This is a genomic window from Silanimonas sp., assembly GCF_027531545.1.
In the GTDB taxonomy this organism is placed as follows: Bacteria; Pseudomonadota; Gammaproteobacteria; order Xanthomonadales; family Xanthomonadaceae; genus Silanimonas.
The window spans coordinates 98,593-120,551 of the sequence record NZ_JAPZSC010000004.1; the positions used below are offsets into that span (position 1 = coordinate 98,593).

The following is a 21,959-nucleotide window of genomic DNA, read 5'->3' on the forward strand; positions in this document are numbered from 1 at the left end:
TCCGTCTTGCCCCGAGCCGCCTCGCCATGATCGTCGCCGCCGCCCTCGCCGCCACCGCCTGCAACAAGCCCGCCGAGGCGCCGGCCGCCGAGGCCGCCCCGGCCGACGCCGCTGCGGTCAATGCCGCGAATCCGTTCTTCCAGCCCAGCGCCCTGCAGTACCTCGCGCCGGATTTCGCCGCCATCAAGGACGAGCACTACGGCCCGGCCTTCGAGGAGGGCATGAAGCAGCACACGGCCGAGATCCGCGCCATCGCCGACAACGCCGAGCCCGCGACCTTCGAGAACACGATCGTGGCCATGGAGAAGAGCGGCGCCGTGCTGCAGCGCGTGGCCGCCGTGTTCTTCGGGCTGTCGTCGGCCCACACCAACGAGACCATCCAGGCCGTGCAGGTCGAGATGGCGCCGAAGCTGGCAGCGCACGAGGACGGCATCTACCTCGACGGGCCGCTGTTCGCCCGCGTGAAGTCGCTCCATGACGCCCGCGACACGCTCGGCCTCGACGCCGAGTCGGCACGCCTGCTCGAGCGTTCGTACAAGGCCTTCGTGCGCGCCGGCGCCGAGCTCGACGAGGCCGGCAAGGCCCGCCTGCGCGAGATCAACGCCCGCGAAAGCAGCCTGACCACCGAGTTCAGCAACAAGCTGCTGGCCGCCACCAATGCCAATGCCGTCGTGGTCGACAGCGCCGAGGCCCTGAAGGGCTTCTCCGAAGGCGAGATCGCCGCCGCGGCGGCCGCCGCCAAGGCGATGGGCCAGGACGGCAAGTGGGCCATCACCCTGCAGAACACCACGCGCCAGCCGGCCCTCGTGAGCCTCGAGGACCGTGCCCTGCGCGAGCGCGTGTGGCGCGCTTCGGCCGAACGCGGCACGCAGGCCGAGAACGACACCCGCCCCATCGTGCTCGAGCTGGCCAAGCTGCGCGCCGAGAAGGCCGCCCTGCTCGGCTTCCCGAACTGGGCCGCCTACGTGCTCGACGACCAGATGGCGAAGACGCCGGAAGCGGCCTACAAGATCCTGACCGATCTGGTGCCGAAGGTCGTCGCCAATGCCCAAGCCGAGGAAGCCGAGATCGCCAAGGTGATGGCGGCCGATGGCGTCGAGGGCCCGGTGCAGCCCTGGGATTGGGAGTACTACGCCGAGAAGGTCCGCGCCGCGCGCTATGCGCTGGATGCCGCCGAAGTGGCGCCGTATTTCGAGCTCGACCGCGTCTTCAACGACGCGATGGGCTACTCGATGAACCAGCTGTTCGGCGTCACCTTCAAGCCGCGCCCCGACCTGCCGGTGTACCACCCGGACGTCAAGGCGTATGAAGTGTTCGACGCCGACGGCAGCTCGATCGGCCTGTTCTACGCCGACTACTTCGCCCGCCCGAGCAAGCGTGGCGGCGCGTGGATGGGCAGCTACGTCGCGCAGAGCACCCTGCTCGGCCAGAAGCCGGTGGTCGTCAACGTGATGAACATCACCAAGGGCGCCGACGGCCAGCCGACCCTGCTGAGCTTCAGCGAGGTCACCACCCTGCTGCACGAGGTCGGCCACGCGCTGCACGGCCTGTTCGCCAACACCAAGTACCCGAGCCTCTCGGGCACGGCCGTGTCGCGCGACTACGTCGAGTTCCCGTCGCAGTTCCTCGAGGACATCGCGCTCGACCCGGCGGTGCTCGCCAACTACGCCAAGCACCACCAGACCGGCGAGCCGATCCCAGCCGAGCTGATGCAGAAGGTGATCGACGCCGGCGACTTCAACCAGGGCTTCGATTCGGCCGAGTACATCGCCTCGGCGCTGCTCGACCTCGACTGGCACACCCTGCCCGCCGACCAGATCCCGACCGACGTCGAGGCCTTCGAGAAGGCGTCGCTGGAGCGCCACGGCCTGGCCATCAACGCCATCCCGCCGCGCTACAAGAGCACCTACTTCGCCCACACCTTCGCCGGCGGCTACTCGGCCGGCTACTACGCCTACCTGTGGGCGGAAGTGCTGGCGGCCGACGCCTACTCGGTGCTGCAGCAGCGCGGCGGCCTGACCCGCGAGAACGGCGACGCCGTGCGCCGCGAGGTGTTCTCGGTGGGCAACACCCGCGAGCCGATGGACAGCTACCGTGCCTTCGCCGGCCGCGACCCCGAGGTCGAGGCCCTGCTGAAGCGTCGCGGCCTGCAGTAAGCACCGGGGCGGGGCCGGCGCTTCCGGTCCCGCCACGAACCGCAGGAAAGCGAAGGGCCCGCACAAGCGGGCCCTTTCGTTGCCACTTGGCGAAACCGCCGACTCAGCCCTTGCCGTGGCAGGCCTTGTACTTCTTGCCCGAGCCGCAAGCGCAGGGGTCGTTGCGCCCCGGCGTCGCGTCCTTGCGCACCGGCTGCTTCGGCGTCTTGCGCTCGAGCCCGCCGGCGTACAGGTCGTGCAGCACAGCCGGCAGCTGGCCGACGATCGCCAGACGGCCCTCGTGGCCCGGCTCTTCGATGTCTTCCCCGCCGGACAGCGACTGGATCAGGTCGAGCGCCTCGGTCACCCACTCGTCCTTGGCCTCCCACTCGCCCCACTCGAACTCGTGGAAGCCCACGGCCTCGAGGAAGCCGTCGGCCCATTCCGCGCCGACCGGGATGTCGTCCGCCGGCGGCGCTTCACCGTCCTCGGGCACCCAGATGAAGGGCATGTCCTGGTCGGTGAAATCCTCTTCGCCGAGCTTCACCCGGCGCTCGACCGCAGCCTTGAGGTGCAGGATCGGCGCGTAGTGCTCGTCGCGGTCGCGCGCGCCTTCCCAGCGCGGCTCCTTGCCCCACACGCGCGGCATCCAGTCGGCCTGCGCGATGGCTTCAGGCGACACCGCCACACCGGAAAGGAAGCCGTCCAGCTGTTCGAGGCTCATGCCGCCGAAGGGGATCGCGCGCTTTTCCAGCATCTGAGCCAGCGCTTCGGCATCGGCATCGGTGAACACGTTCGACATGGTGGTGGCTTGGCAGTGCGGCGACGGGGCGACAGTATGCGCCCACCGCTCCTCGACCGCGCCGCTTGGCGCCCGCCATGCACCTCCTCGCCCTGCTGCACTTCGCCATCGCGATCTACTTCGCGATCCACGCCGTCCGCACCGGGCAGGGCCTCTACTGGGTGCTCATCCTGTTGATGTTCCCGCTGCTCGGCAGCCTCGTGTACTGCGTTGCGATCTGGATGCCGGAAATGTCGCAGTCGCGCGGGGCGCGCCAGGCCGTCCGCACGGTGAAGCAGGCGCTGCAGCCCACCCGCGAACTGCAGGACGCCAAGCTCGCGCTGGACCAGGCCGACACCCTGCGCAACCGGCTCGCGCTCGGCGATGCCCTGGTGGCGCAGAAGCAGTGGGCGGCGGCGCTGGAGCAGTTCGACGCGGCCCTCGCGCGCGACCCCGAGGCCCCGGACGTGCAGGCCCGCGTCGCCGAGGCCAGCCTGTGGACCGGGGCCGCTGCCCGCGCACTCGACATCACCAAGGCCCTGCTCGCCCGCACGCCGCCGTTCCGCCAGAACGACGTGCCGCTGAGCCACGCCCGCGCGCTGGCCGCGCTGGACCGCGGCGACGAGGCGCGCAGCGCCTTCATCGCCCTGCTCGACGAGACCGAAAGCCTCGAAGTCGCCGCCCACTACGCCGAGTGGCTGAAGGTCTGGGGCGACTTCACCGCCGCGCGTGAACTGCGCGACGAAGCCCTGCGGCGCTACGAGCGGCTGCCGAAGCACAGCAGGGAGCTGCACCGCGAAGCGATCGCGCGGATCAAGGCGGCGAGCTGAACCCGCCGCGGCCGCGCGCGGCCGGGCTCAGTAGGCGAATTCCTTGAACAGCGGATCGACGCTGCCGTTCCATTCGCCGTGGAACAGTTCGAGCTTGCGCTCAGCGGCGGTCTGGTTCGCCAGCGCCATCTCGATCAGCGGCTCGAGGTACACCGCTTCGCTCGCGCCGCTGCGGTTCAGGCGCGCACGGCGCTGCAATCCCGCCTCGCTGATCTTCAGCGATTCCATCGCCAGCTCGCGCATCGTCGCGCCGCGGAAGGGCAGCTTGAAGCCGTGGCGCGGCACGCCGTCGCGCAGGGCGTGGCGCTCATCGAGCGTGAAGTCCTTCACCAGGTCCCAGGCGGCATCGAGCGCCGCGTCGTCGTAGAGCAGGCCCACCCAGTACGCCGAGAGCGCGCAGATGCGGTTCCACGGGCCACCGTCGGCGCCGCGCATCTCGAGGTACTTCTTCAGCCGCACCTCGGGGAAGGCGGTGGTGAGGTGATCGCTGAAGTCGCGCATCGACGGGCGCTCGCCCGGCAGCACGTCGAGCTTGCCGTCCATGAAGGCGCGGAAGCTCTTTCCGGCGGCGTCGATGTAGGTACCGTCGCGGTAGACGAAGTACATCGGCACATCGAGCAGGTAGTCGACGTAGCGCTCGAACGAGAAACCGTCTTCGAACACGAAGTCCAGCAGGCCGGTGCGGTCCGGGTCGGTGTCGGTCCAGACGTTGCTGCGGAAGCTCATGAAGCCGTTCGGCTTCCCTTCCGTGAACGGTGAATCGGCGAACAGCGCCGTGGCCACCGGCTGCAGCGCCAGCGAGACACGGAACTTCTTCACCATGTCCGCCTCGCTCGAGAAATCGAGGTTGGTCTGGATGGTGCAGGTGCGCGTCATCATGTCGAGGCCGAGCGAACCGACCTTCGGCATGTACTCGCGCATGATCTTGTAGCGGCCTTTCGGCATCCACGGCATCTCGTCGCGGCGCCACTTCGGCTGGAAGCCCATGCCGAGGAAGCCAAGCCGCAGCGGATCGGCCGCGGCCTTCACTTCGTAGAGGTGCTGCGCGGTTTCGCGACAGGTGTCGTGGATGGTCTCCAGCGGTGCGCCGGAAAGCTCGAGCTGGCCCGCGGGCTCCAGCGTCACCGACGCCTTGTCCTGTACCAGCGCGATCAGGTGCCCGTTCTCCTCGACGCGCTCCCAGCCGAACTTGGCGATGCCCTCGAGCAGGGCCCGGATGCCGCGCTCGCCCTCATAGGGGATGGGCTTCAGGTCCTCGTGGCGGAAGCCGAACTTCTCGTGCTCGGTGCCGATGCGCCAATCGGCGGGCGGCTTGCTGCCGGACGCCAGATACTCGATGAGTTGCGCACGGCCCTCGATGGGCGTGGTCTTCTCGGCGCTCGGTCCGGACATTCGTGAAGCCTTGGAAGGGGAACCCGACGACGATGGGGGCGCCACGTGACGACCGCAAGGCGGCCCGTCACTCCGCCTTCGCGAGTCCCAGCCAGCCGCTGACCACCGCGCGGGCCTCCTCGACACCGAGCTTGTCCGGCGACGAGAACAGCTGCGCCGAAGCCACGCCGCCCAGTTCCTTGCGCACTTTCGCCAGGGTCTGCGCCTGCGCGCTACGCGAGAGCTTGTCGGCCTTGGTCAACAGCACGTGGCAATTGAGGTTGCGGCGGAAGGCGAAATCCACCATCTGGCGATCGTAATCCTTGAGCGGATGACGGCTGTCCATCACCACCACCAAGCCCGTCAGCGACTTCCGGCTCTGGAAGTAGCCCTCGATGAAGGCTTTCCAATGCTCGCGCAGGTGCAGCGGCACCTCGGCATAGCCGTAACCGGGCAGGTCGACGAGGTAGTGCTCCGGGCGAACCTGGAAGTACACGAGCTGCTGGGTCCGGCCGGGGGTCTTGGACGTCCGCGCCAGCCCGTTGCGCTGGCAGATGGCGTTCAGTGCGCTCGATTTGCCGGCATTCGACCGGCCGGCGAACGCCACCTCCTGCCCGGTGTCGTCCGGCAACTGGTGCGGCAGGTGCGCCGCCTTCAGGTACTCGGCGTTCTGCAGGTGGTTGGTGGCCATCGGGGGTCCTTGCACGTTCGGCCGCAGAGTGTGGGGGTTGGCGGGCCACCCCGGAAGCCCGGCCGCCGACGGGGCCTGCCCCGGGGCCACCCGGCCTTCGTTGACCCGCCGCCGAGCCGGCTGGGATAATCCGGCGTCCTGCCGCGGCTTCGCCGCCCCGGCCCAGTTCCGTCTCACCTGCATTGAACACCGGAGTGTCCGCATGACGCTGAAGCGCATCCTTGCCGTTGGAGCCGCCGTGGGTACGGCGCTCGCCCTGGCCGGCGTCGCGATCGCCCAGTCGACCGAAGCCCCGGCCGCTGCACCCGCCGCGGCGGAAGCGCCGGCCGCCGAAACGCCCGCTGCCGTGACGCCCGCCGAGGAAGCCCCGGTCGCGGTCGCCGCCGAACTGCCGGCCGACGGGCCGGCCAACCCGGGCGATGCCACCGCCGGCGAAGCCAAGGCTGCCGCCTGTGCCGCCTGCCACGGCGCCGACGGCAACGCCGCCGACCCGCAGTACCCGAACCTCGCCGGCCAGCACGAGCACTACATCGCCCGCCAGCTGGCCCTGTACAAAAGCGGCGAGCGTGACAACGCCATCATGCTGGGCTTTGCCGCCACGCTGTCCTCGCAGGACATGCGCGACATCGGCGCGTACTTCGCCAAGCAGGCCCCGCGCCCGGGCGTCGCCGACGAAACTTTGATCGCGGAAGGTCCGAACGCCGGCCGCAAGTTCTATGAAGTCGGCCAGAAGCTCTACCGCTCCGGCGACCCGGCGCGCGGCATTCCGTCCTGCGCCGCCTGCCATGGCCCCGCCGGCGCCGGCGTGCCTGGCCCGAGTTGGCCGGCCCTGCATGCCCAGCACGCGCAGTACACGGCGGTGCAGCTGCGTGCGTTCCGCGACGGCGCGGTCTGGGGCAAGGACGGCAACGCCAACGCCATCATGTCGGCCGTGGCCCGCAACCTGACCGACGAAGAGATCGACTCGCTGGCCAGCTACCTGCAGGGCCTCCACGACGTCCGCGACGCGGCGCCGGCCGACGCCACGGCCGCCCGCTGAACGACGGCGGGAACTTTCCGCCCGCCCCACGTTCCGAACTCCCGAGCCGGCGGCCTCCCGCCGGCTTTTCATTTCCGACCCGAGGATTCCCGATGCTTCGCTCGCTTGCCCTGCTTGCCGCCCTCGCCCTCCCGGGCTTCGCCGCCGCCCAAGCCGCGGTCGCCGCGCCGCGCCAAGGCACCGACTACGACCTGATCACGCCCGCACAGGCCCCGTTCGCCAGCGGTCCGAAGATCGAGGTCGCCGAAGTGTTCAGCTACCACTGCCCGGCCTGCGCCGAATTCCAGCCGTTCTTCAGCCGCTGGAAGGCCCGGATGCCCGCCGATGTGCGCGTCACCTACGTGCACGCCGCCTTCGGGGGCGCCATCGACAACCTCGCCCGCGGCTTCTTCGCCGCCGAGACGCTGGGCGCCTCGGAGCGCACGCACGAAGCCTTCTTCAAGGCCTTCCACATCGATCGCAAGATCACCACCGGCAGCATCGCCGAAGTCGCCGACGTCTACGCCGGCCTTGGGCTCGATCGCAAGCGGGTGCTCGACACCATGAACAGCTTCGGCGTCACGTCCAAGGTGAACCGCGCGAAGCAGTTCGCCCAGCGCACCGGCGTCAATGGCACGCCCACCGTGGTCATCAACGGCAAGTACCGCGTGTACCTCACCCGCGACCGCGGCGGCGAGGGCATGCTGCAGACCATCGATGCCCTGCTGGCCCGCGAGCGCGCGTCGCGTCCCGCGTCGCCGGCTCCGGCGGCCCGCCCTGCGGCAGCGGCCCGCTGAGCCCCCGCCCTGCGCCTCCTCAGCGCCAACATCCAGGCCGGCCACAGCACCCGCGCCTACCGCGATTATGTGGTGCGGGGCTGGGGCCACGTGTTGCCGAACGGCAAGCAGCGCAACCTCGACGCCCTCGCGGAGCTGGCCCGGCCCTTCGATATCGTCGGCCTGCAGGAAAGCGACCCCGGCAGCCTGCGCTCCGGGTTCACCAACCAGACCCAAGCCCTCGCCGAACGCGGGGGCTTTCCGTTCTGGAGCCACCAGCCGAACCGCCGCGTCAGCCGCATCGCCAGCAGCGCCAACGGCCTGCTGTCGCGCGTCGCACCCGCCACGGTATTGGATTACGCCCTGCCCGGCCGGCTTGGCGGCCGCGGCGTGATGCTCGCCCGCTTCGGCGAAGGCGAAGCCGCGTGGACGCTGGCGGTCACGCACCTGTCGCTGGGCGTCGCCTCGCGCCGGCAGCAGCTCGATTTCCTCGGCGAGTTGCTCGCCGACGAGACGCGCCTCGTGCTGATGGGTGATTTCAACTGCCCGGCCACATCGCGCGAGTTCGAAGGCCTGTACCGGCGCACCGCGCTGATGCCGCCGCCCGAGCCGATCGCGACCTTCCCGAGCTGGGGCCCGACGCGCTCGCTCGACCACGTGTTCACTGCAGGCTTCCGGGTCGGCGAGTACCGCGCACTGCCAGCGGCAGGCTCGGATCACATGGCGGTGGCGGTGACGCTGGAACCACTCGGAAACGTCACGCCCGCCGCAGCCTGACGCCGCGTCAGGGCCAGAGCAGCGCCACGCCCACCGAAGCCAGCGCGACGGCGAAGACCCGCGCCAGCGCCACGCCGCTCAACCGATGCGCGAGGCGCACGCCGTAAGGCGCCGCAAACCACGCCCCGAGGCCGATGCCGACCGCGCCCGGCACGTGCACGTGGCCGACCATCCCGAAGGCCTTCGTCGCCGCGACCGCAGCCGACGGAGTCGTCGCACCCATCGACGGCACCAGCGCGTACGTCGCGGCACTGGCCAGCGCGATCACCACGCCGCAGGCGGAGGAGGTGCCGACAGCGCGCACCGTCGCCACGCCGCGCGACACCAGCAGTGGCACGGTGAGGCTGCCGCCACCAATGCCCACCACCGCCGACACCGCGCCGATCACGCCACCGGCGACGCCCAACCATGGCCCGCGCGGCACGGGGGCAATGACCGAGTCGCCCGGCGCGGTGGCGGGCGTGGAGCGCGTCGGCCACGCCATGCGCGCGGCCATGAGCAGGCAGAACGCGCCGACCAACGTGGCTAGGGTCTCGCCGTCGACGCCGATCGCCCACGCGCTGCCGGCCACTCCGCCCAGCACCAGTCCGGGCGCCAGCCAGGCCACCGTCGGCCACAGCACGCTGCCGCGCTTGCGATGCGCGTTCGCCGAAGCGCTGGCGGTGACGATGATCGACGCCAGCGAGGTGGCCAGCGCCACGTGCATCACCGCGTCGGGCGACACGCCGAACAGCGGCAACAGGGCGACCAGCGCCGCCACCAACACGATGCCGCCACCGATCCCCAACAACCCGGCGAGCACGCCCGCGACGATGCCGAGCAGCGGGAACACGGCCCAGGTGAACTCAGGCATCACGCGGGGGCTCCGCTACACTGGCCGGCATGCGAAACCTCTTCTTTTCCGTCGCCCTGATCGGCGGCATTGTCGTGGCAAGCGCGGCTCAGGGCGAGTCGCCCTCCGTGCGGCGAGCCGAAGTGCAATCCGCCTTCGAAGCGGCCGACCGCGGCCAACTCACGCTGGCCGACGTCGCCCGCCTGCAATCGCATCCGCTGTCGGGCTGGCTCGAAGTGCTGGTGCGCGAGCGCGAACTCCACCACATCAACCGCGAGACGCTCGGCGAGCTGCTCGAAGACCTCGGCCCGCAGCCTGCCGCCACGCGGCTGCGCCAGGCTTGGCTGCGACGGGCGGCCGCCGAAGGCCGCTGGTCGGACTTCCTCGTCCATGACCGCCCCAGCGGCGACGTCACGCTGCAGTGCTTCACGCTGCAGGCGAAGCTCGCCACCAACGCCGTCGACGCCGCCTGGGTGCAAGCCGCCACCGGCCTCTGGCTCAGCGCCGATTCCCAGCCCGCCGCCTGCGACCCGGTGTTCACCGCGCTGGCCCAGCGCGGCGAACTCACGCCGGCCCTGCGCTGGCAGCGCATCGAGCTCGCGGCACGCGCCGGCAACACCGGGCTGATGCGCGCCGCGGCGCGCAACCTGCCCGAGGCGGAGCTGGCGCTCATCCGCGACTACGCCGCGTTCATCGACGCGCCGCATGGCCGCGCGGCGCAATGGCCGAAGGACACCCGCAGCCGCGCGATGGCCGAGATCGGCCTGTCGCGCCTCGCGCGCCGCGATCCCGGCGCCGCCGAGCGCGCCCTGGCATCCAACGCCTCGCTGTTGCCCGCCGGCGGCCGCGAGTACGGCGCCGTGCGCGCCGCCATCGCGTTGTGGACGGCCGCCAGCTATGGCGCGGAGTCGGCCCGCCGCTTGGCCGCGGTGCCCGACGCGGCCTTCGACGAAGCCCTGCACGGCTGGGCCGTGCGCGAGGCGCTGGCGCGCGGCGACCGCGCCGGGGCGCTGAAGGCCATCGAACGCATGCCCGCCGCGCTGCGCGGCACCGCGCAATGGCAGTACTTCGAAGCGCGGCTGCGCGAGGACCTCGGCGATGCCGCGGCCGCCGCGCCGCTGTTCGCCGCGGCTGCCAAGAGCCCGACCTTCCACGGCTTCCTCGCCGCCGACCGCGCCGGCACGCCCTATGCGCTGTGCCCGCGCGACCCGTCGGACGACGCGCGCCTCGGCCGCGACGTCGAACGTAACGCCGCGCTGGCCCGCGCCATTGAACTGTTCCGCATCAAGCGCCCCGCGCTGGCCGCGCTGGAATGGCAGGCGGCGGTCGAGCGCATGGACGACACGCGACGCGTGCTCGCCGTGCAGAAGGCCATGCAGGCGCGCTGGTACGACCGCGCCCTGTTCGGCATGCCGGCGAATCCGCAAGCGCTGCAGTACTACACGCTGCGCTTCCCGCTGCACCACGAGACATTGATTCGTCGCGAGTCCCGCAAGCACGATCTCGAGCCCTCGCTGGTGGCGGCGCTCACCCGTGCCGAGAGCGCCTTCATGCCGGAGGCGCGCTCGCCTGCCAACGCGCGCGGCCTGATGCAGCTTCTCCCGTCGACGGCGGAGGGCGTGTCGCGGCGCCTCGGCCTGCCGTGGCACGGCGCCGACAGCCTGTTCCGCCCCGAATTGAACGTGCCCTTGGGCACCGCCTACCTCGCCCAGCGCATCGGCGACAACGGCGGCCTCGCCTACCGCGCCATCGCGGCCTACAACGCGGGCCAGGGCGCCGTGCAGCGCTGGATGGCCGCGCGCCCGGCGCTGCCCGCCGACTACTGGATCGAGACCATCCCGTTCAAGGAAACCCGCGAGTACGTGCCGCGCGTACTGGCCTTCAGCGTGATCTACGACTGGCGCCTGGACGGCCGCACCCGCTCGCTCACGGATCGACTCGAAGGCAGCGACGAACACGTGCCACGGCAGTTCGCCTGCACCACCGTGCCCGACGCCGCCGCGTCCACGGCCACTCCCACCGCCCGCTGAAGGTCCGACCATGAAGATCACCCTGCTCGGCGCCACCGGTTTCGTCGGCCGCGTCCTCCTCGCCCGCCTCGCGCAGGAAGGCCACCAGCTCACGGTGCTCTCGCGCAATCCGCACGCCCACCTCGTGCGACTGCTGCCGCCCGGCACGCGCGTGGTGACCGGCGACGTCTACGACCCCGAACTGCTGAAGGCGAACTTCGCCGGTGCCGACGCCGTCATCAACCTCGTCGGCATCCTCAACGAAACCGGTGACAACGGCCGCGGCTTCCATCGCGCGCACGTGGCGCTGACCAAGCTCGTCGTCGCCGCCTGCCAGCTCGCAGGCACGAAGCGGCTGCTGCAAATGAGTTCGCTCAACGCCGGTCGCGGCGACAGCTTCTACCTGAAGACGCGCGGAGAAGCCGAGGCCGCGGTGAAGGCCAGCGGGCTGGATTGGACGATCTTCGAGCCCTCGGTGATCTTCGGCATCGGCGACGGCTTCTTCTGCCGCTTCGCCGAGCTGCTGAAGCTGAGCCCCGTGCTGCCGCTGGCGAAAGCCGGCACGCGCTTCGCCCCGGTGTATGTCGGCGACGTGGTCGAGGCCATGCGCCGCGCCCTGCACTCGCGCGCCACGGTCGGACAGGTCTACGAGCTCTACGGCGCCGACGTGATGACGCTCGGCGACCTCGTGCGCCTGACCGCGCGGCAGCTCGGGCTGAAGCGGGTGGTGGTGCCGCTGCCCGATGCGCTGGCTCGCCTGCAGGCATTCGCCTTCGACTTCGTGCCCGGCAAGCCCTTCTCCTCCGACAACTACCGCTCGCTGAAGCTCGATTCCGTCGGCGCCATCGACGGCCTGCACCAGCTTGGCATCGAGCCGACGCGCATCGGCCAGCAACTCGCCACGATCCTGGGCTCGCCGGCCGAAAAGCAGCCGCGCTATGACCGCTACCGCAGCGTTGCCCGCTGAGGCCACGGTCTACCTCGTGGGCGGCGCCGTGCGCGACGCCCTGCTGGGCCGTGCGCCCGGCGATCGCGACTGGGTGGTGGTCGGCACCGACGCCGAAGCCATGCGCGCGGCGGGCTTCAAGACCGTCGGCGCCGATTTCCCGGTATTCCTGCATCCGGCCACGGGCGAGGAGTACGCGCTGGCCCGCACCGAACGGAAATCCGGGCGCGGCTACACCGGCTTCGTCGTCCACGCCGATCGCACGGTGACGCTCGAAGACGACCTGCGTCGCCGCGACTTCACCATCAATGCGATCGCGCAGGCTGACGACGGCACGCTGGTCGATCCGCTGAGCGGCCGCGCCGACCTCGAGGCGCGCGTGCTACGCCACTGCAGCCCGGCCTTCGCGGAAGACCCGCTGCGCGTGCTGCGCGCGGCGCGCTTCATGGCCCGCTTCGCCCCACTCGGCTTCCGCGTACACGACGACACGCTCGCGCTGATGCGCGGCATGGTCGAGGCGGGCGAACTCGCCCACCTCGTGCCGGAACGCGTCTGGCAGGAGCTCAAGCGCTCGCTCGGCGAAGCCCAACCCTCCGCCTTCCTGCAGACCCTACGCGCCTGCGGCGCGCTGGCCGTCGTGCTGCCCGAGGTCGACGCGCTCTACGGCGTGCCGCAGCGCGCCGAGTACCACCCGGAAGTCGACACCGGCGTGCACGTCGAGATGGTCGTCGACATGGCGGCGCGCCTCGCGCCCGGCGACACCGCGATCGGCTTCGCCGCGCTCACGCACGATCTCGGCAAGGCGCTGACGCCCGCCGAGGTCCTGCCACGCCATCCGATGCACGAGCACGCCGGCCTCAAGCCACTGGCGGCGCTCTGCGCGCGCCTGAAGGTGCCGAACGCCGAAACCCAGCTCGCCACCGATGCGTGTCGCGAGCACCTCAACGTGCACCGCTTCGACGAGCTGCGCGACGCGACGGTGCATGAACTGATCGAACGCTGCGGCGGCCTGCGCCAAGGTTCGCGCATCGACGCGCTCGCCCTCGTCTGCGAGGCCGACAAGCGCGGGCGCCTCGGCCACGCCGAATCCGACTACCCGCAGGGCCGCGCGCTGCGGGCCTGCCGCGATGCCGCCCTGGCCCTGCAGGCCAAGGCCGTGATGCGCGAAGGCCTCTCGGGGCCAGCCATCGGCGAGGCCTTGAAGAAAGCCCGCATCGCGGCGATCGCCGTCGCGCGGCGCACCCTCAGCGGCGGAACCGCGCCTCCAGCCACGCCGGCAGGTTGAGCGCGAGCCCGAGCGCGGTCCCCAGCCCCACGCCGACGGCGTTGGCCACGAGGTCGAGCCCGTCGCGCTGGCGGTCCACGGTCAGGGCGCCCTGAGCCCATTCCATCGCGGCACCGAGCACCAGCAGCGAAAGCAGGGCCCAGCGACGACCCGACGTCGTCGCGAAGCAGCCCATCGCCCACCACGCCAGTGCGGCATAGGCCAACGCGTGGTTCAGTTTGTCGGCATGCGGAAACAGCGGCACGGCGCCGGGCACCGCGGGCCCAAGCGACAGCACGACGCAAACGATCCAACCCAGCGCCCACAGCGCGAGCCACGCGCCTCGCCAGCGTGCGCCTTCGACGGACACGACCGGCCCGCCGCTCACAGCCGCCTCGAGAGCTCGCCGAAGGCGAACGCTGCCGAGAGGTCGACGTCGCGGGTGAAGCCCATCACCTGGAAGCGCTCGCCCATCTCGCCGGGCATCGTCAGCTTGCGGATCTCGTTGACGCGGCGGTAGCGCTCGCGATCATCGATCACGGCTTCGGCCTCGGCGATGCGCTGCGGCAGGCCATTGGCGATCAGGAAACTCGACTGGCTGCAGTAGCCGGCGAAGTCGAAGCCCGCGTTCGTGCCGGCTTCGGCCAGCGCGGTGAAATCGACGAAGGCCGTGATGTCCTGCAAGCCGGGCAGGAAGAACGGATCGCCGTGCGCACGGTGGCGGTAATGGCAGATCAGCGTTCCATCGTTGCGCTCCGGCAGGTAGAACTCGCGGCGCGGGTAGCCGTAGTCGACGAACAGCATCGCGCCATGCTTCAGCAGGCCGCCGATCGCCTGGATCCAGTACGGCAACTGCGGCAACACCTCCGAGCGGTAGCCGTCCGGCAGCGGCGCGCCGATCGTCCGCTCGATGTGCCGGACCGCCGCGCGCACCAGGGCGTCGGCGGGCTGGTCGACGCGGATGAAGTCCCCGTTCGCATCGAGGCTGACGAACTCCTCGTACACCTCGCCGTCGTGGGTGGCGAAGCGCGTGGTCGGCAGCGCATCCAACACTTCGTTGGCAAACAGCACGCCGGACCATTCGCCTTCCGGCGGGCCGTCCAGCCAATCGCAGCGCGCGAACACGGCCGGCGGCAGTTGCTCGCGCAGCCGCTGCTGCTGGCGCTGCCGAAGGTCGGCGCTCGGCTCGAGGATGGCGTAGCGCTCCGGCAGCACGCCCAACCGCTCGGCATGCTGCAGGAAGGCCACCGCGAACGCCCCGCTGCCGCCGCCGAGCTCGAGGAACCCTGGATGCGGCAGGCCGCGCAGGACCGGCGACACCGCCTCGCAGACGCACTCCGCGAAGACATTGCCGAGCTCGGGCGAGGTGACGAAATCACCGGCTTCGCCGAACTTGCTCGCCCCAGCGCTGTAGTAGCCCAGCCCCGGCGCGTACAACGCGAGCTCCATGAAGCGCGCGAACGGAATCGCACCGCGCTCGTGGCGGATCGCCGCCCTCAGGAACTCGACCAGACGCGCGCTGTGTTCGCGTGCCGCGACGCCCGGCTCGGGCAGGCCGAAAGTGCTCATCAATCCGCTCGTCGTGAATCAGGCGCCAAGGATACCGCCCCGGCCTGCACGTCCGGCCGACGGGCGGAGGGGGCATGATGTCCGCGCCGCCCGAACCCGATGCCGATGAGCCCCGAGACCCGCCTTACGCCGTCCTCCGCGACCGCCCCCGTTGCCTTCGTCACCGGCGCCGCCAAGCGCGTCGGTGCGACCATCGCGAGGCATTTGCACGCACACGGTTTCGACCTCGTGTTGCACCATCGCGCCTCGCCGGCCGAGGTCGAAGCGCTGGCGGCAAGCCTCGAGTCCGTCCGGGCTGGCAGCACGCTCATCGTGCAGGCGGAACTGGGCGACACCGCGCGCCTCCCGGGCCTCGTCGACGCCGCGATCGCGCGCTTCGGCCGCTTGGACGCGCTGGTGAACAACGCCTCGGCCTTCCACCCGACGCCGATCGGACAGGCCTCCGAGGCCGACTGGAACGCACTGTTCGACAGCAATGCCAAGGGCCCCTTCTTCCTCGCCCAGGCCGCTGCGCCGCACCTGCGCGCCCGCGGTGGCGCCATCGTCAATCTCGTCGATGTCTACGGCGAACGCCCGCTCGCGAACCACACGATCTACTCGATGGCCAAGGCGGCGAACGCGATGCTGGTTAAGTCGCTGGCGGTGGAGCTCGGGCCGGAAGTGCGCGTCAACGGCGTCTCGCCGGGCGCCATCCTGTGGCCGGACTCGGGCAAGTCCGAAGCGGCCAAGGCGGCGATGCTGGCCAAGACCGCGCTCAAACGCGTTGGTGCGCCCGAGGACATCGCGGAGGCCGTGCGCTGGCTGCTGCAGGACGCCCGCTACACCACGGGCCAGATCCTCGCGGTCGACGGCGGGCGCCTGCTCAATCTCTGAAGCCGCGACCCGGCGCGAGGCCGGGCCGCGACCGTGCTCACTTGTGGCGGAACGCACCCTGCAGGGTCGCGCCGTCGAAGCCGACCGGGGCCTGCCCGTCCACGGCGAAGCGGTACACCGCCGCCTGGTAGATGCCCGCGAGCGCTGCCTGCGTCACCGCCAGCGCGATCACTGCGATCACCACCAGCGCACCGATGACGATCGCCGCGGTCGCGCCGGCCGTCAGCGCGGCCGCCACGATGAGGCCGGCACCGAGCAGGATCACCACCAGCGTCAGCAGGCCGAAAGCGAAACCGAGGCCGACGTTGCCGATCAGGTTCTCGCCCCAGCTCTTCTTCAGCAGACCGAAGCTCTCCTTGATCGCATCGATCGGGCCGACGTTCTGCGCCACCAGCACCGGCACCACGAGGAAGGTCGAGACCGTCCAGGCCGCACCGAGCAGACGGGCCACCATCGCGCCGAGCCATTCGCTGCGCTGTTCCAGCGCCTTGATGAGCAGGCCGACCACGGCCGCGATCACCGCGTAGCCGACGATCGCGCCGAAGCGCTCGCGGGCGATGCGCAGGCCGTCGGCCACGGTCGGGTCACCGCCCTCGAGACGGATCAGGGCCGCGCCGACCAATGCGCTGTTGAAGAAAAAGATCACCGTGAACTGGGTGACGTAGAACAGGAAGCCCACGACGATCGACGCCACGCCGGCACCGCCGTCGAACAGCCCCGACAGGAAGCTCGGCACCAGGAAGGTGGCGGCCACCAGCATCGCGGCGACCGACGAGATCACCGGGAACCACAGCAGCTCCTTGTCGGCGCGCAGGACGGCGGCGCTGGCCTTCACGAGGGACCAGCTGCGGGCGAATTTCTCGAACATGGGGCGCTCCGGGGGCGTGATTCACACCAGTATCACGCGATCCGCGACGCCGCGGTACTGACGAAGGTCACCCGAGGTCGAGCGCTTCGACCGCCGGCGGCGTGGTGCACTCCGGATGCGCGGCCCACAGCGCGGCCAGCGAGCGGCCCTGCACCGGATCGACGAACTCCGGCGCGATGTCGGCGAGCGGCTTCAGCACGAAGGCGTGCTTGAGCTCCGGCCGCGGCAGCTGGAGATTGCCCTCGCCGCGCATCACCCGGTCATCGAAATAGACGATGTCGACGTCCAGCGTCCGCGAGGAGAAACGCGGCACGTCGCGGCGCCGGCCATGCCGGTCCTCCAGCGCGTGCAGCCAGTCATTCAGCGCCTGCGGCTCGAGATCCGAGCGGATGGCCGCGGCGCAATTGAGGAAATCCGGCCCCTCGAAGCCCACGGCCGGCGTGCGGTACACCGGCGAAACCACGACCGCGCCAAAGCGCGCCCGCAGCTCGTCCACCGCGGCCCGGAGGTAGCGCTCCGGTTGCTCGTTGCTGCCGAGGCTCAGCAGCGCGAGGCCGGGCCCACGCACCGCCATGCCATCGGCGCTGCGCGCTTCCACGCTCACGCCCGCGTGCGCTCGATCAGGATGCCCACGGCCTTAGCGCCGCGCACCGCACCGGGCTTCGACAGCTTCAGCCGTACCCACGGCACGCCGAACTCGCCGGTGATTATCGCGGCGCAGCGTTCGGCCAGCGTTTCCACCAGTCCGAAATCGGACTCGCCGACGAACTGGATGAGCCGCTTGCTTACCGCTTTGTAGTCGAGCGTGTCCTCGATGGCGTCGCTGGCCGCGGGCTTGCGGTTGTCGAAGCCCATCTCGATGTCCAGCACGATCGGCTGCTTGATGCGCCGTTCCCAGTCATAGATGCCGATCGTGCACTCGATCTCGAGCGCCTCGATGAAGACCTTGTCCATCGGAATTCCTTGCAAAGGGCGCTCAGCCTGCCACCGGCGATGGCAAGGCGGCGACAGCATCGAGCGTGGCCATGTCCCAGCGCGGCTGCACGCGGAAGTCGAGATCGCGCTGCCCGGCGGCGAGGCGGGTCGCGCCGGCGAACGCGATGATCGCGCCGTTGTCGGTGCAGAACTCGAGCCGCGGGAAGCTCACCGTGACCTTGCGCTTCGCCGCGAGGGCCGCGAGGCGTGCGCGCAGTTGCCGATTCGCGCCCACGCCACCCGCCACCACCAGCGCCTTCATGCCGGTCTCCCGAAGGGCGCGCTCGCACTTGAGCGCCAGCGTCTCGGTGACGGCGTCTTCGAAGCCGAGCGCGAGGTCGGCCTGGGTGGCGTCGGTCTGGTCCGACGCCTTCCACGCCAGCAGCACCTGGGTCTTCAAACCGCTGAAGCTGAAGTCGAGGCACGGCCGGTCGGTCATCGGCCTCGCGAAACGGAATCGGCTGTCGCGCCGACCTTCGGCTTCCGCGGCCTCCCGCCCCTTCAAGGCCAGGGCGGCGAGCTGCGGACCGCCGGGATACGGCAGCCCAAGCATCTTCGCGGTCTTGTCGAAGGCTTCGCCGGCGGCGTCATCCAGCGTTTCGCCCAGCAGCGTGTAGCGGCCGATGCCTTCCACGGCCACCAGCTGCGTGTGGCCGCCCGAAACGAGCAGACAGACGAAGGGCGGCGGCGCGGCACCCGGCTCCAACAGCGGGGACAACAGATGCCCCTCCATGTGGTGGACGCCGACGCTGGGCAAGTCGAGGGCCCAGGCCAAGGCCCGCCCCGTGGCGGCGCCGACCAGCAGGGCCCCGATGAGGCCTGGCCCGGCCGTGTAGGCGATACCGTCGAGGTCCGATACCGCCACGCCGGCCTCCGCCAGCGTCTGGCGCACCAACGGCAGCAGCTTCCGCACGTGATCGCGGCTGGCCAGTTCGGGCACCACGCCGCCGTACTCGGCGTGCAGGGCCACCTGGCTGTAGAGCGCATGGGCGCGCAGGCCACGGGCCGTGTCGTAGACGGCCACGCCGGTTTCGTCGCAGGAGGATTCGAGGCCGAGGACGATCATGGGAGCACAAGCCGTGGGCGGCCGGCGGGACGTGCTGGAGGGCAGCGGCAGCCGGTCCTGAACAGGGGGCAGGGCTGACTTGCACGGCCCCGGAAAGCCCGCGTATCATACGCGGCTCACCCGGAGCACCGGGTATTTTGTCCACCCGAGAAGCCCTATGCCCAACGTCAAAGTCCGCGAGAACGAGCCGTTCGAGTTCGCGCTCCGTCGTTTCAAGCGCACCTGCGAAAAGGCCGGCGTCCTCGCCGAGACGCGCAAGCGCGAGTTCTATGAAAAGCCGACGCAGGAGCGCAAGCGCAAGGCCGCTGCCGCCGTGAAGCGCCAGCTGCGCCGCTCGTCGCGCGACGTCACCAAGCGCCAGCGCCTCTACTGAGCGCGGCGCCTGCCGCAAGAAGCCGGCCCGCCCCTGGCGTCGCCGGCTTTTTGTTTTTCCAGCCCCGGAGAATCCCATGTCCCTCAAGCAGCAGCTCACCGACGACATGAAGGCCGCGATGAAGGCGGGCGAGAAGGATCGCCTTGCCACCATCCGCCTCATCAACGCCGCCCTGAAGCAGAAGGAAGTCGACGAGCGCATCGAACTCGATGACGCCGCCGTGCTCGCCGTGCTCGAGAAGATGGTCAAGCAGCGCAAGGACTCGATCACCCAGTACGAAGGCGCCGGTCGCGACGACCTCGCCGCCGTGGAGAAGGCCGAGATGGCGATCATCCAGGCCTACCTGCCGGCCCAGCTCTCCGAGGCCGAGATCGACGCCGCCATCCAGGCCGCCATCGCCGAAGCCAACGCGGGCACCGGTCCGGCGGCGATGGGCAAGGTCATGGGTGTACTGAAGCCGAAGCTTGCCGGCAAGGCCGACATGGGCCTCGTGTCGCAGCGCCTCAAGGCCGCGCTCGCCGGTTGAGCGACGAACCACTGCGCGCCGGCCCGAAGCCGTAAGCTTCCCCCATGGCCGGCCGCATCCCCGACAGCTTCATCGATGGACTGCTCGCTCGCGTCGATATCGTCGAGCTGATCGGTTCGCGCGTCCCGCTGAAGCGCAAGGGCAAGGAATACACCGCCTGCTGCCCCTTCCACGACGAGCGCACGCCATCGTTCTACGTCAGCCCGACGAAGCAGTTCTACCACTGCTTCGGCTGCGGCGCGCACGGCACGCCGATCAAGTTCCTGATGGAGTACGACCGCCTCGAGTTCGTCGATGCGGTCGAGGAACTCGCGAAGCGGCTCGGCCTCGAAGTCCCGCGTGAGAACGGCAGTGGCCGAGAAGCGCCGCGCGAGGGCCAGGACCTCTACGCCGCCCTCGACGCCGCCCAGAAGTACTTCCAACGCGAGCTCTCGAACAGCGAGGTCGCGAAGCGCTATCTGGAGAAGCGCGGTCTCGATTCCGCCATCATCGAGAAGTTCGGCATCGGCTGGGCCCCCGACGGCTGGAACGGCCTGATCGACGCGCTCGGCAAGGGCGATGCGCGCCGCATCGACCTGCTCGACAAGGCCGGACTGCTGTCGAAGAACGACAGCGGCCGCACCTACGACAAGTTCCGTGCGCGCGTGATGTTCCCGATCCACGATCGGCGCGGGCGCGTGATCGCTTTCGGCGGACGCGTCATCGAAAAGGAGGACGGCCCGAAGTACCTCAACTCCCCGGAAACGGTGCTGTTCCACAAGGGCCGCGAGCTCTACGGCCTGTGGCACGCGCGCCAGGCGCACAGCAAGGTACCGCGGTTGATCGTCGTCGAGGGCTACATGGACGTCGTGTCCCTGTGGCAGTTCGGCATCACCACCGCCGTCGCCACCCTCGGCACCGCGACCACACCGGACCATGCAGAGCTGCTGTTCCGAAACGCCGCCGACGTCTACTTCTGCTTCGACGGCGACGCCGCGGGCCGACGCGCGGCGTGGAAAGCGCTGGAGTCGGTGTTGCCGCGAATGACCGATGGCCGACAGGCGTTCTTCCTCTTCCTCTCCGAAGGCGAGGATCCGGACACCGTCGTGCGCTCCCAAGGCGCAGCCGCGCTCGACGCCGCACTCGCGGCAGCGCAACCGCTCAGCGAGTTCTTCTTCGCACAGCTCTCCAGCGACGTCGACCTCTCCAGCGCCGATGGCAAATCACGACTGGCCGAGCGCGCCAAGGCCTACATCGCACGCATCCCGGATGGCGAGTTCCGCGATCGCATGCAGGCGCTATTGGTTCAACGTACCGAAGTGGGCTTCCACTCGAGCGCGAAACTCGCCGACTTCACCCGCGAACTCGTGGAACTCGGCAGCCAAATCCAGCGCGATGCCCTCGACATGTCCCAAGGGCGCATGCCCGAGGGGTATCTCGTCAGCGTCCCGCAGTGGCCGAACGGCGGGGGAAGCGCTAGAGGAAATGGCGGTGAACGCGGTGGTCGGTTCGAGCGCGGAGGCCCCGGAGGTCGCCGCCCTCGCACGGCTGCGGACCGCATCCTCGCAGAATTGCCCACGCTGAGCGCTCCGCGACCCGCCGGCGTCGATCATCGGCGCAGCCTTGTGCGCACAGCCATAAGCCTGCTGCTGACACGACCTTCGCTGGCAACAGAGGTCGAACATCTGGACTGGATCGAGACGCTCGATCAGCCCGGCATCCCTCTGTTCGTCGAACTGGTACACCTCGCGCTGCAGCGCCCAGGCCTTAGTACCGGCGCCCTGCTCGAAGCCTTGGCCTCCAACCCGCAAATCGACGCACTGCAGAAGCTGGCGGCCCAACCTCTGGCCGGCGACGACGCCGGGCTACTCGAGGATTTCCGGGGTTGCGTGCGCAAACTGCGCCAACAGGCAATCGAGCAGCGCGTCGAATGGTTGAAGGCGCAGCCCTCGCTCGATGACGAGAGCAAATCAGAGCTCCGCGCCCTCTTGTCGCACCGGATCTGATCGACCCGGCTGACACTGAGTTTGAGTTGCGACGCCCCAAGGAGTCCAACAGGCTACTTCGCCTGTTTCCATTCATCGGGTCGAGGCGAAGTTGCGTGCAGTCGCCACCGCTCGTTGTCGCTGTTGTGGATATGTTTTTCTTTGGTGCAAAGAAAAACCCCGCCGATATCTCGGCGGGGTTTTGGGTAAGGCCCTGGCGATGACCTACTCTCGCATGCGGATGCACACTACCATCGGCGCGTGCGCGTTTCACTTCCGAGTTCGGGATGGGATCGGGTGGTTCCACGCAGCTAT

At 70.0% G+C, this 21,959-nt stretch carries 22 protein-coding genes, 1 rRNA gene and 1 pseudogene; 13 read left to right on the top strand and 11 right to left on the bottom strand.

The annotated features are described in order from the left end of the window. The first annotated feature begins 26 nt into the window (after nucleotides 1-26). Nucleotides 27-2,156 (top strand): M3 family metallopeptidase, encoded by a 2,130-nt coding sequence (locus O9280_RS04125; RefSeq protein WP_298339216.1) that lies wholly within the window; start codon nucleotides 27-29, stop codon nucleotides 2,154-2,156. Nucleotides 2,157-2,259: 103 nt separating this feature from the next. Here O9280_RS04125 and O9280_RS04130 read toward each other — a convergent pair whose 3' ends face one another. Beyond that, the gene (locus tag O9280_RS04130; RefSeq protein ID WP_298339152.1) at nucleotides 2,260-2,937 is read right to left on the bottom strand and encodes a UPF0149 family protein; all 678 of its coding nucleotides are present in this window, start codon (nucleotides 2,935-2,937) and stop codon (nucleotides 2,260-2,262) included. 77 nt (nucleotides 2,938-3,014) lie between these two features. Here O9280_RS04130 and O9280_RS04135 point away from each other — a divergent pair, with 77 nt between their 5' ends. Then, nucleotides 3,015-3,746, top strand: a complete 732-nt coding sequence (locus tag O9280_RS04135; RefSeq protein ID WP_298339155.1) for a tetratricopeptide repeat protein — start codon at nucleotides 3,015-3,017, stop codon at nucleotides 3,744-3,746. Nucleotides 3,747-3,773: 27 nt separating this feature from the next. Here O9280_RS04135 and O9280_RS04140 read toward each other — a convergent pair whose 3' ends face one another. Next, nucleotides 3,774-5,138, bottom strand: coding sequence for a glutamate--cysteine ligase (locus O9280_RS04140; protein WP_298339158.1), 1,365 nt, complete (start codon nucleotides 5,136-5,138; stop codon nucleotides 3,774-3,776). Between the two features lie 67 nt (nucleotides 5,139-5,205). Then, nucleotides 5,206-5,808, bottom strand: coding sequence for a ribosome biogenesis GTP-binding protein YihA/YsxC (yihA, locus tag O9280_RS04145; protein ID WP_298339161.1), 603 nt, complete (start codon nucleotides 5,806-5,808; stop codon nucleotides 5,206-5,208). A gap of 202 nt (nucleotides 5,809-6,010) precedes the next feature. Between yihA and O9280_RS04150 the strand changes: the two genes are divergently transcribed. From O9280_RS04150 to O9280_RS04160, 3 genes are all read left to right on the top strand, one after another. Continuing rightward, the gene (locus tag O9280_RS04150) at nucleotides 6,011-6,847 is read left to right on the top strand and encodes a c-type cytochrome (protein ID WP_298339167.1); all 837 of its coding nucleotides are present in this window, start codon (nucleotides 6,011-6,013) and stop codon (nucleotides 6,845-6,847) included. A gap of 92 nt (nucleotides 6,848-6,939) precedes the next feature. Then, the gene (locus O9280_RS04155) at nucleotides 6,940-7,623 is read left to right on the top strand and encodes a thiol:disulfide interchange protein DsbA/DsbL (protein WP_298339170.1); all 684 of its coding nucleotides are present in this window, start codon (nucleotides 6,940-6,942) and stop codon (nucleotides 7,621-7,623) included. Between the two features lie 9 nt (nucleotides 7,624-7,632). Beyond that, nucleotides 7,633-8,379, top strand: coding sequence for an endonuclease/exonuclease/phosphatase family protein (locus tag O9280_RS04160; protein WP_298339219.1), 747 nt, complete (start codon nucleotides 7,633-7,635; stop codon nucleotides 8,377-8,379). A 7-nt stretch (nucleotides 8,380-8,386) separates the two neighbouring features. Here O9280_RS04160 and O9280_RS04165 read toward each other — a convergent pair whose 3' ends face one another. Beyond that, a complete protein-coding gene (locus tag O9280_RS04165) occupies nucleotides 8,387-9,232 on the bottom strand; it encodes a sulfite exporter TauE/SafE family protein (protein WP_298339173.1) in 846 nt (281 codons plus the stop codon). Between the two features lie 29 nt (nucleotides 9,233-9,261). Between O9280_RS04165 and O9280_RS04170 the strand changes: the two genes are divergently transcribed. The 3 genes from O9280_RS04170 to O9280_RS04180 are packed head-to-tail and all read left to right on the top strand — an operon-like array spanning nucleotide 9,262 to nucleotide 13,451. After that, nucleotides 9,262-11,241 (top strand): lytic transglycosylase domain-containing protein, encoded by a 1,980-nt coding sequence (locus O9280_RS04170; RefSeq protein WP_298339176.1) that lies wholly within the window; start codon nucleotides 9,262-9,264, stop codon nucleotides 11,239-11,241. A gap of 10 nt (nucleotides 11,242-11,251) precedes the next feature. After that, nucleotides 11,252-12,187 carry a complex I NDUFA9 subunit family protein gene (locus tag O9280_RS04175; protein WP_298339179.1) on the top strand — a complete coding sequence of 312 codons (936 nt, stop codon included), beginning with the start codon at nucleotides 11,252-11,254 and terminating at the stop codon, nucleotides 12,185-12,187. After that, on the top strand, nucleotides 12,159-13,451 hold the full coding sequence (locus O9280_RS04180) for a multifunctional CCA addition/repair protein (RefSeq protein WP_298339182.1): 1,293 nt from the start codon (nucleotides 12,159-12,161) through the stop codon (nucleotides 13,449-13,451). The genes O9280_RS04175 and O9280_RS04180 overlap by 29 nt, the downstream gene beginning before the upstream one ends. On the opposite strand, the gene O9280_RS04185 is transcribed toward O9280_RS04180, so the two are convergent. After that, nucleotides 13,411-13,800 (bottom strand): VanZ family protein, encoded by a 390-nt coding sequence (locus O9280_RS04185; protein ID WP_298339186.1) that lies wholly within the window; start codon nucleotides 13,798-13,800, stop codon nucleotides 13,411-13,413. The two genes, O9280_RS04180 and O9280_RS04185, sit on opposite strands and share 41 nt — an antisense overlap. Before the next feature lie 14 nt (nucleotides 13,801-13,814). Further along, a complete protein-coding gene (locus O9280_RS04190; protein ID WP_343228724.1) occupies nucleotides 13,815-14,999 on the bottom strand; it encodes an SAM-dependent methyltransferase in 1,185 nt (394 codons plus the stop codon). A 105-nt stretch (nucleotides 15,000-15,104) separates the two neighbouring features. Here O9280_RS04190 and O9280_RS04195 point away from each other — a divergent pair, with 105 nt between their 5' ends. Further along, nucleotides 15,105-15,872 (top strand): pteridine reductase, encoded by a 768-nt coding sequence (locus tag O9280_RS04195; protein WP_298339189.1) that lies wholly within the window; start codon nucleotides 15,105-15,107, stop codon nucleotides 15,870-15,872. Between the two features lie 37 nt (nucleotides 15,873-15,909). Here O9280_RS04195 and O9280_RS04200 read toward each other — a convergent pair whose 3' ends face one another. The 4 genes from O9280_RS04200 to tsaD all read right to left on the bottom strand — a co-directional run bounded on the left by O9280_RS04200 (nucleotide 15,910) and on the right by tsaD (nucleotide 18,781). Further along, nucleotides 15,910-16,740: a DUF6159 family protein gene (locus O9280_RS04200; RefSeq protein ID WP_298339193.1), complete on the bottom strand. Its 831-nt coding sequence runs from the start codon at nucleotides 16,738-16,740 to the stop codon at nucleotides 15,910-15,912. Between the two features lie 67 nt (nucleotides 16,741-16,807). Beyond that, entirely contained in the window at nucleotides 16,808-17,314 is a 507-nt protein-coding gene (folK, locus tag O9280_RS04205) for a 2-amino-4-hydroxy-6-hydroxymethyldihydropteridine diphosphokinase (RefSeq protein WP_298339224.1), read from the bottom strand. A gap of 26 nt (nucleotides 17,315-17,340) precedes the next feature. Continuing rightward, entirely contained in the window at nucleotides 17,341-17,694 is a 354-nt protein-coding gene (folB, locus tag O9280_RS04210; RefSeq protein WP_297867578.1) for a dihydroneopterin aldolase, read from the bottom strand. Nucleotides 17,695-17,716: 22 nt separating this feature from the next. Next, nucleotides 17,717-18,781 (bottom strand): tRNA (adenosine(37)-N6)-threonylcarbamoyltransferase complex transferase subunit TsaD, encoded by a 1,065-nt coding sequence (gene tsaD, locus O9280_RS04215; RefSeq protein ID WP_298339196.1) that lies wholly within the window; start codon nucleotides 18,779-18,781, stop codon nucleotides 17,717-17,719. Nucleotides 18,782-18,938: 157 nt separating this feature from the next. Between tsaD and rpsU the strand changes: the two genes are divergently transcribed. The 4 genes and pseudogenes from rpsU (at nucleotide 18,939) to O9280_RS04235 (ending at nucleotide 21,665) form a co-directional block, all read left to right on the top strand. Further along, nucleotides 18,939-19,154: a 30S ribosomal protein S21 gene (gene rpsU / locus O9280_RS04220; RefSeq protein ID WP_294066543.1), complete on the top strand. Its 216-nt coding sequence runs from the start codon at nucleotides 18,939-18,941 to the stop codon at nucleotides 19,152-19,154. Between the two features lie 76 nt (nucleotides 19,155-19,230). Further along, entirely contained in the window at nucleotides 19,231-19,680 is a 450-nt protein-coding gene (locus O9280_RS04225; protein WP_298339199.1) for a GatB/YqeY domain-containing protein, read from the top strand. Between the two features lie 44 nt (nucleotides 19,681-19,724). Continuing rightward, nucleotides 19,725-21,002 (top strand): annotated as a pseudogene (gene dnaG / locus O9280_RS04230) (DNA primase); the annotation flags it as partial. 78 nt (nucleotides 21,003-21,080) lie between these two features. Continuing rightward, nucleotides 21,081-21,665, top strand: a complete 585-nt coding sequence (locus O9280_RS04235) for a hypothetical protein (protein ID WP_298339227.1) — start codon at nucleotides 21,081-21,083, stop codon at nucleotides 21,663-21,665. A 191-nt stretch (nucleotides 21,666-21,856) separates the two neighbouring features. Here the strand turns inward: O9280_RS04235 and rrf are convergent. Further along, nucleotides 21,857-21,959 (bottom strand): 5S ribosomal RNA (rrf, locus tag O9280_RS04240); the annotation flags it as partial.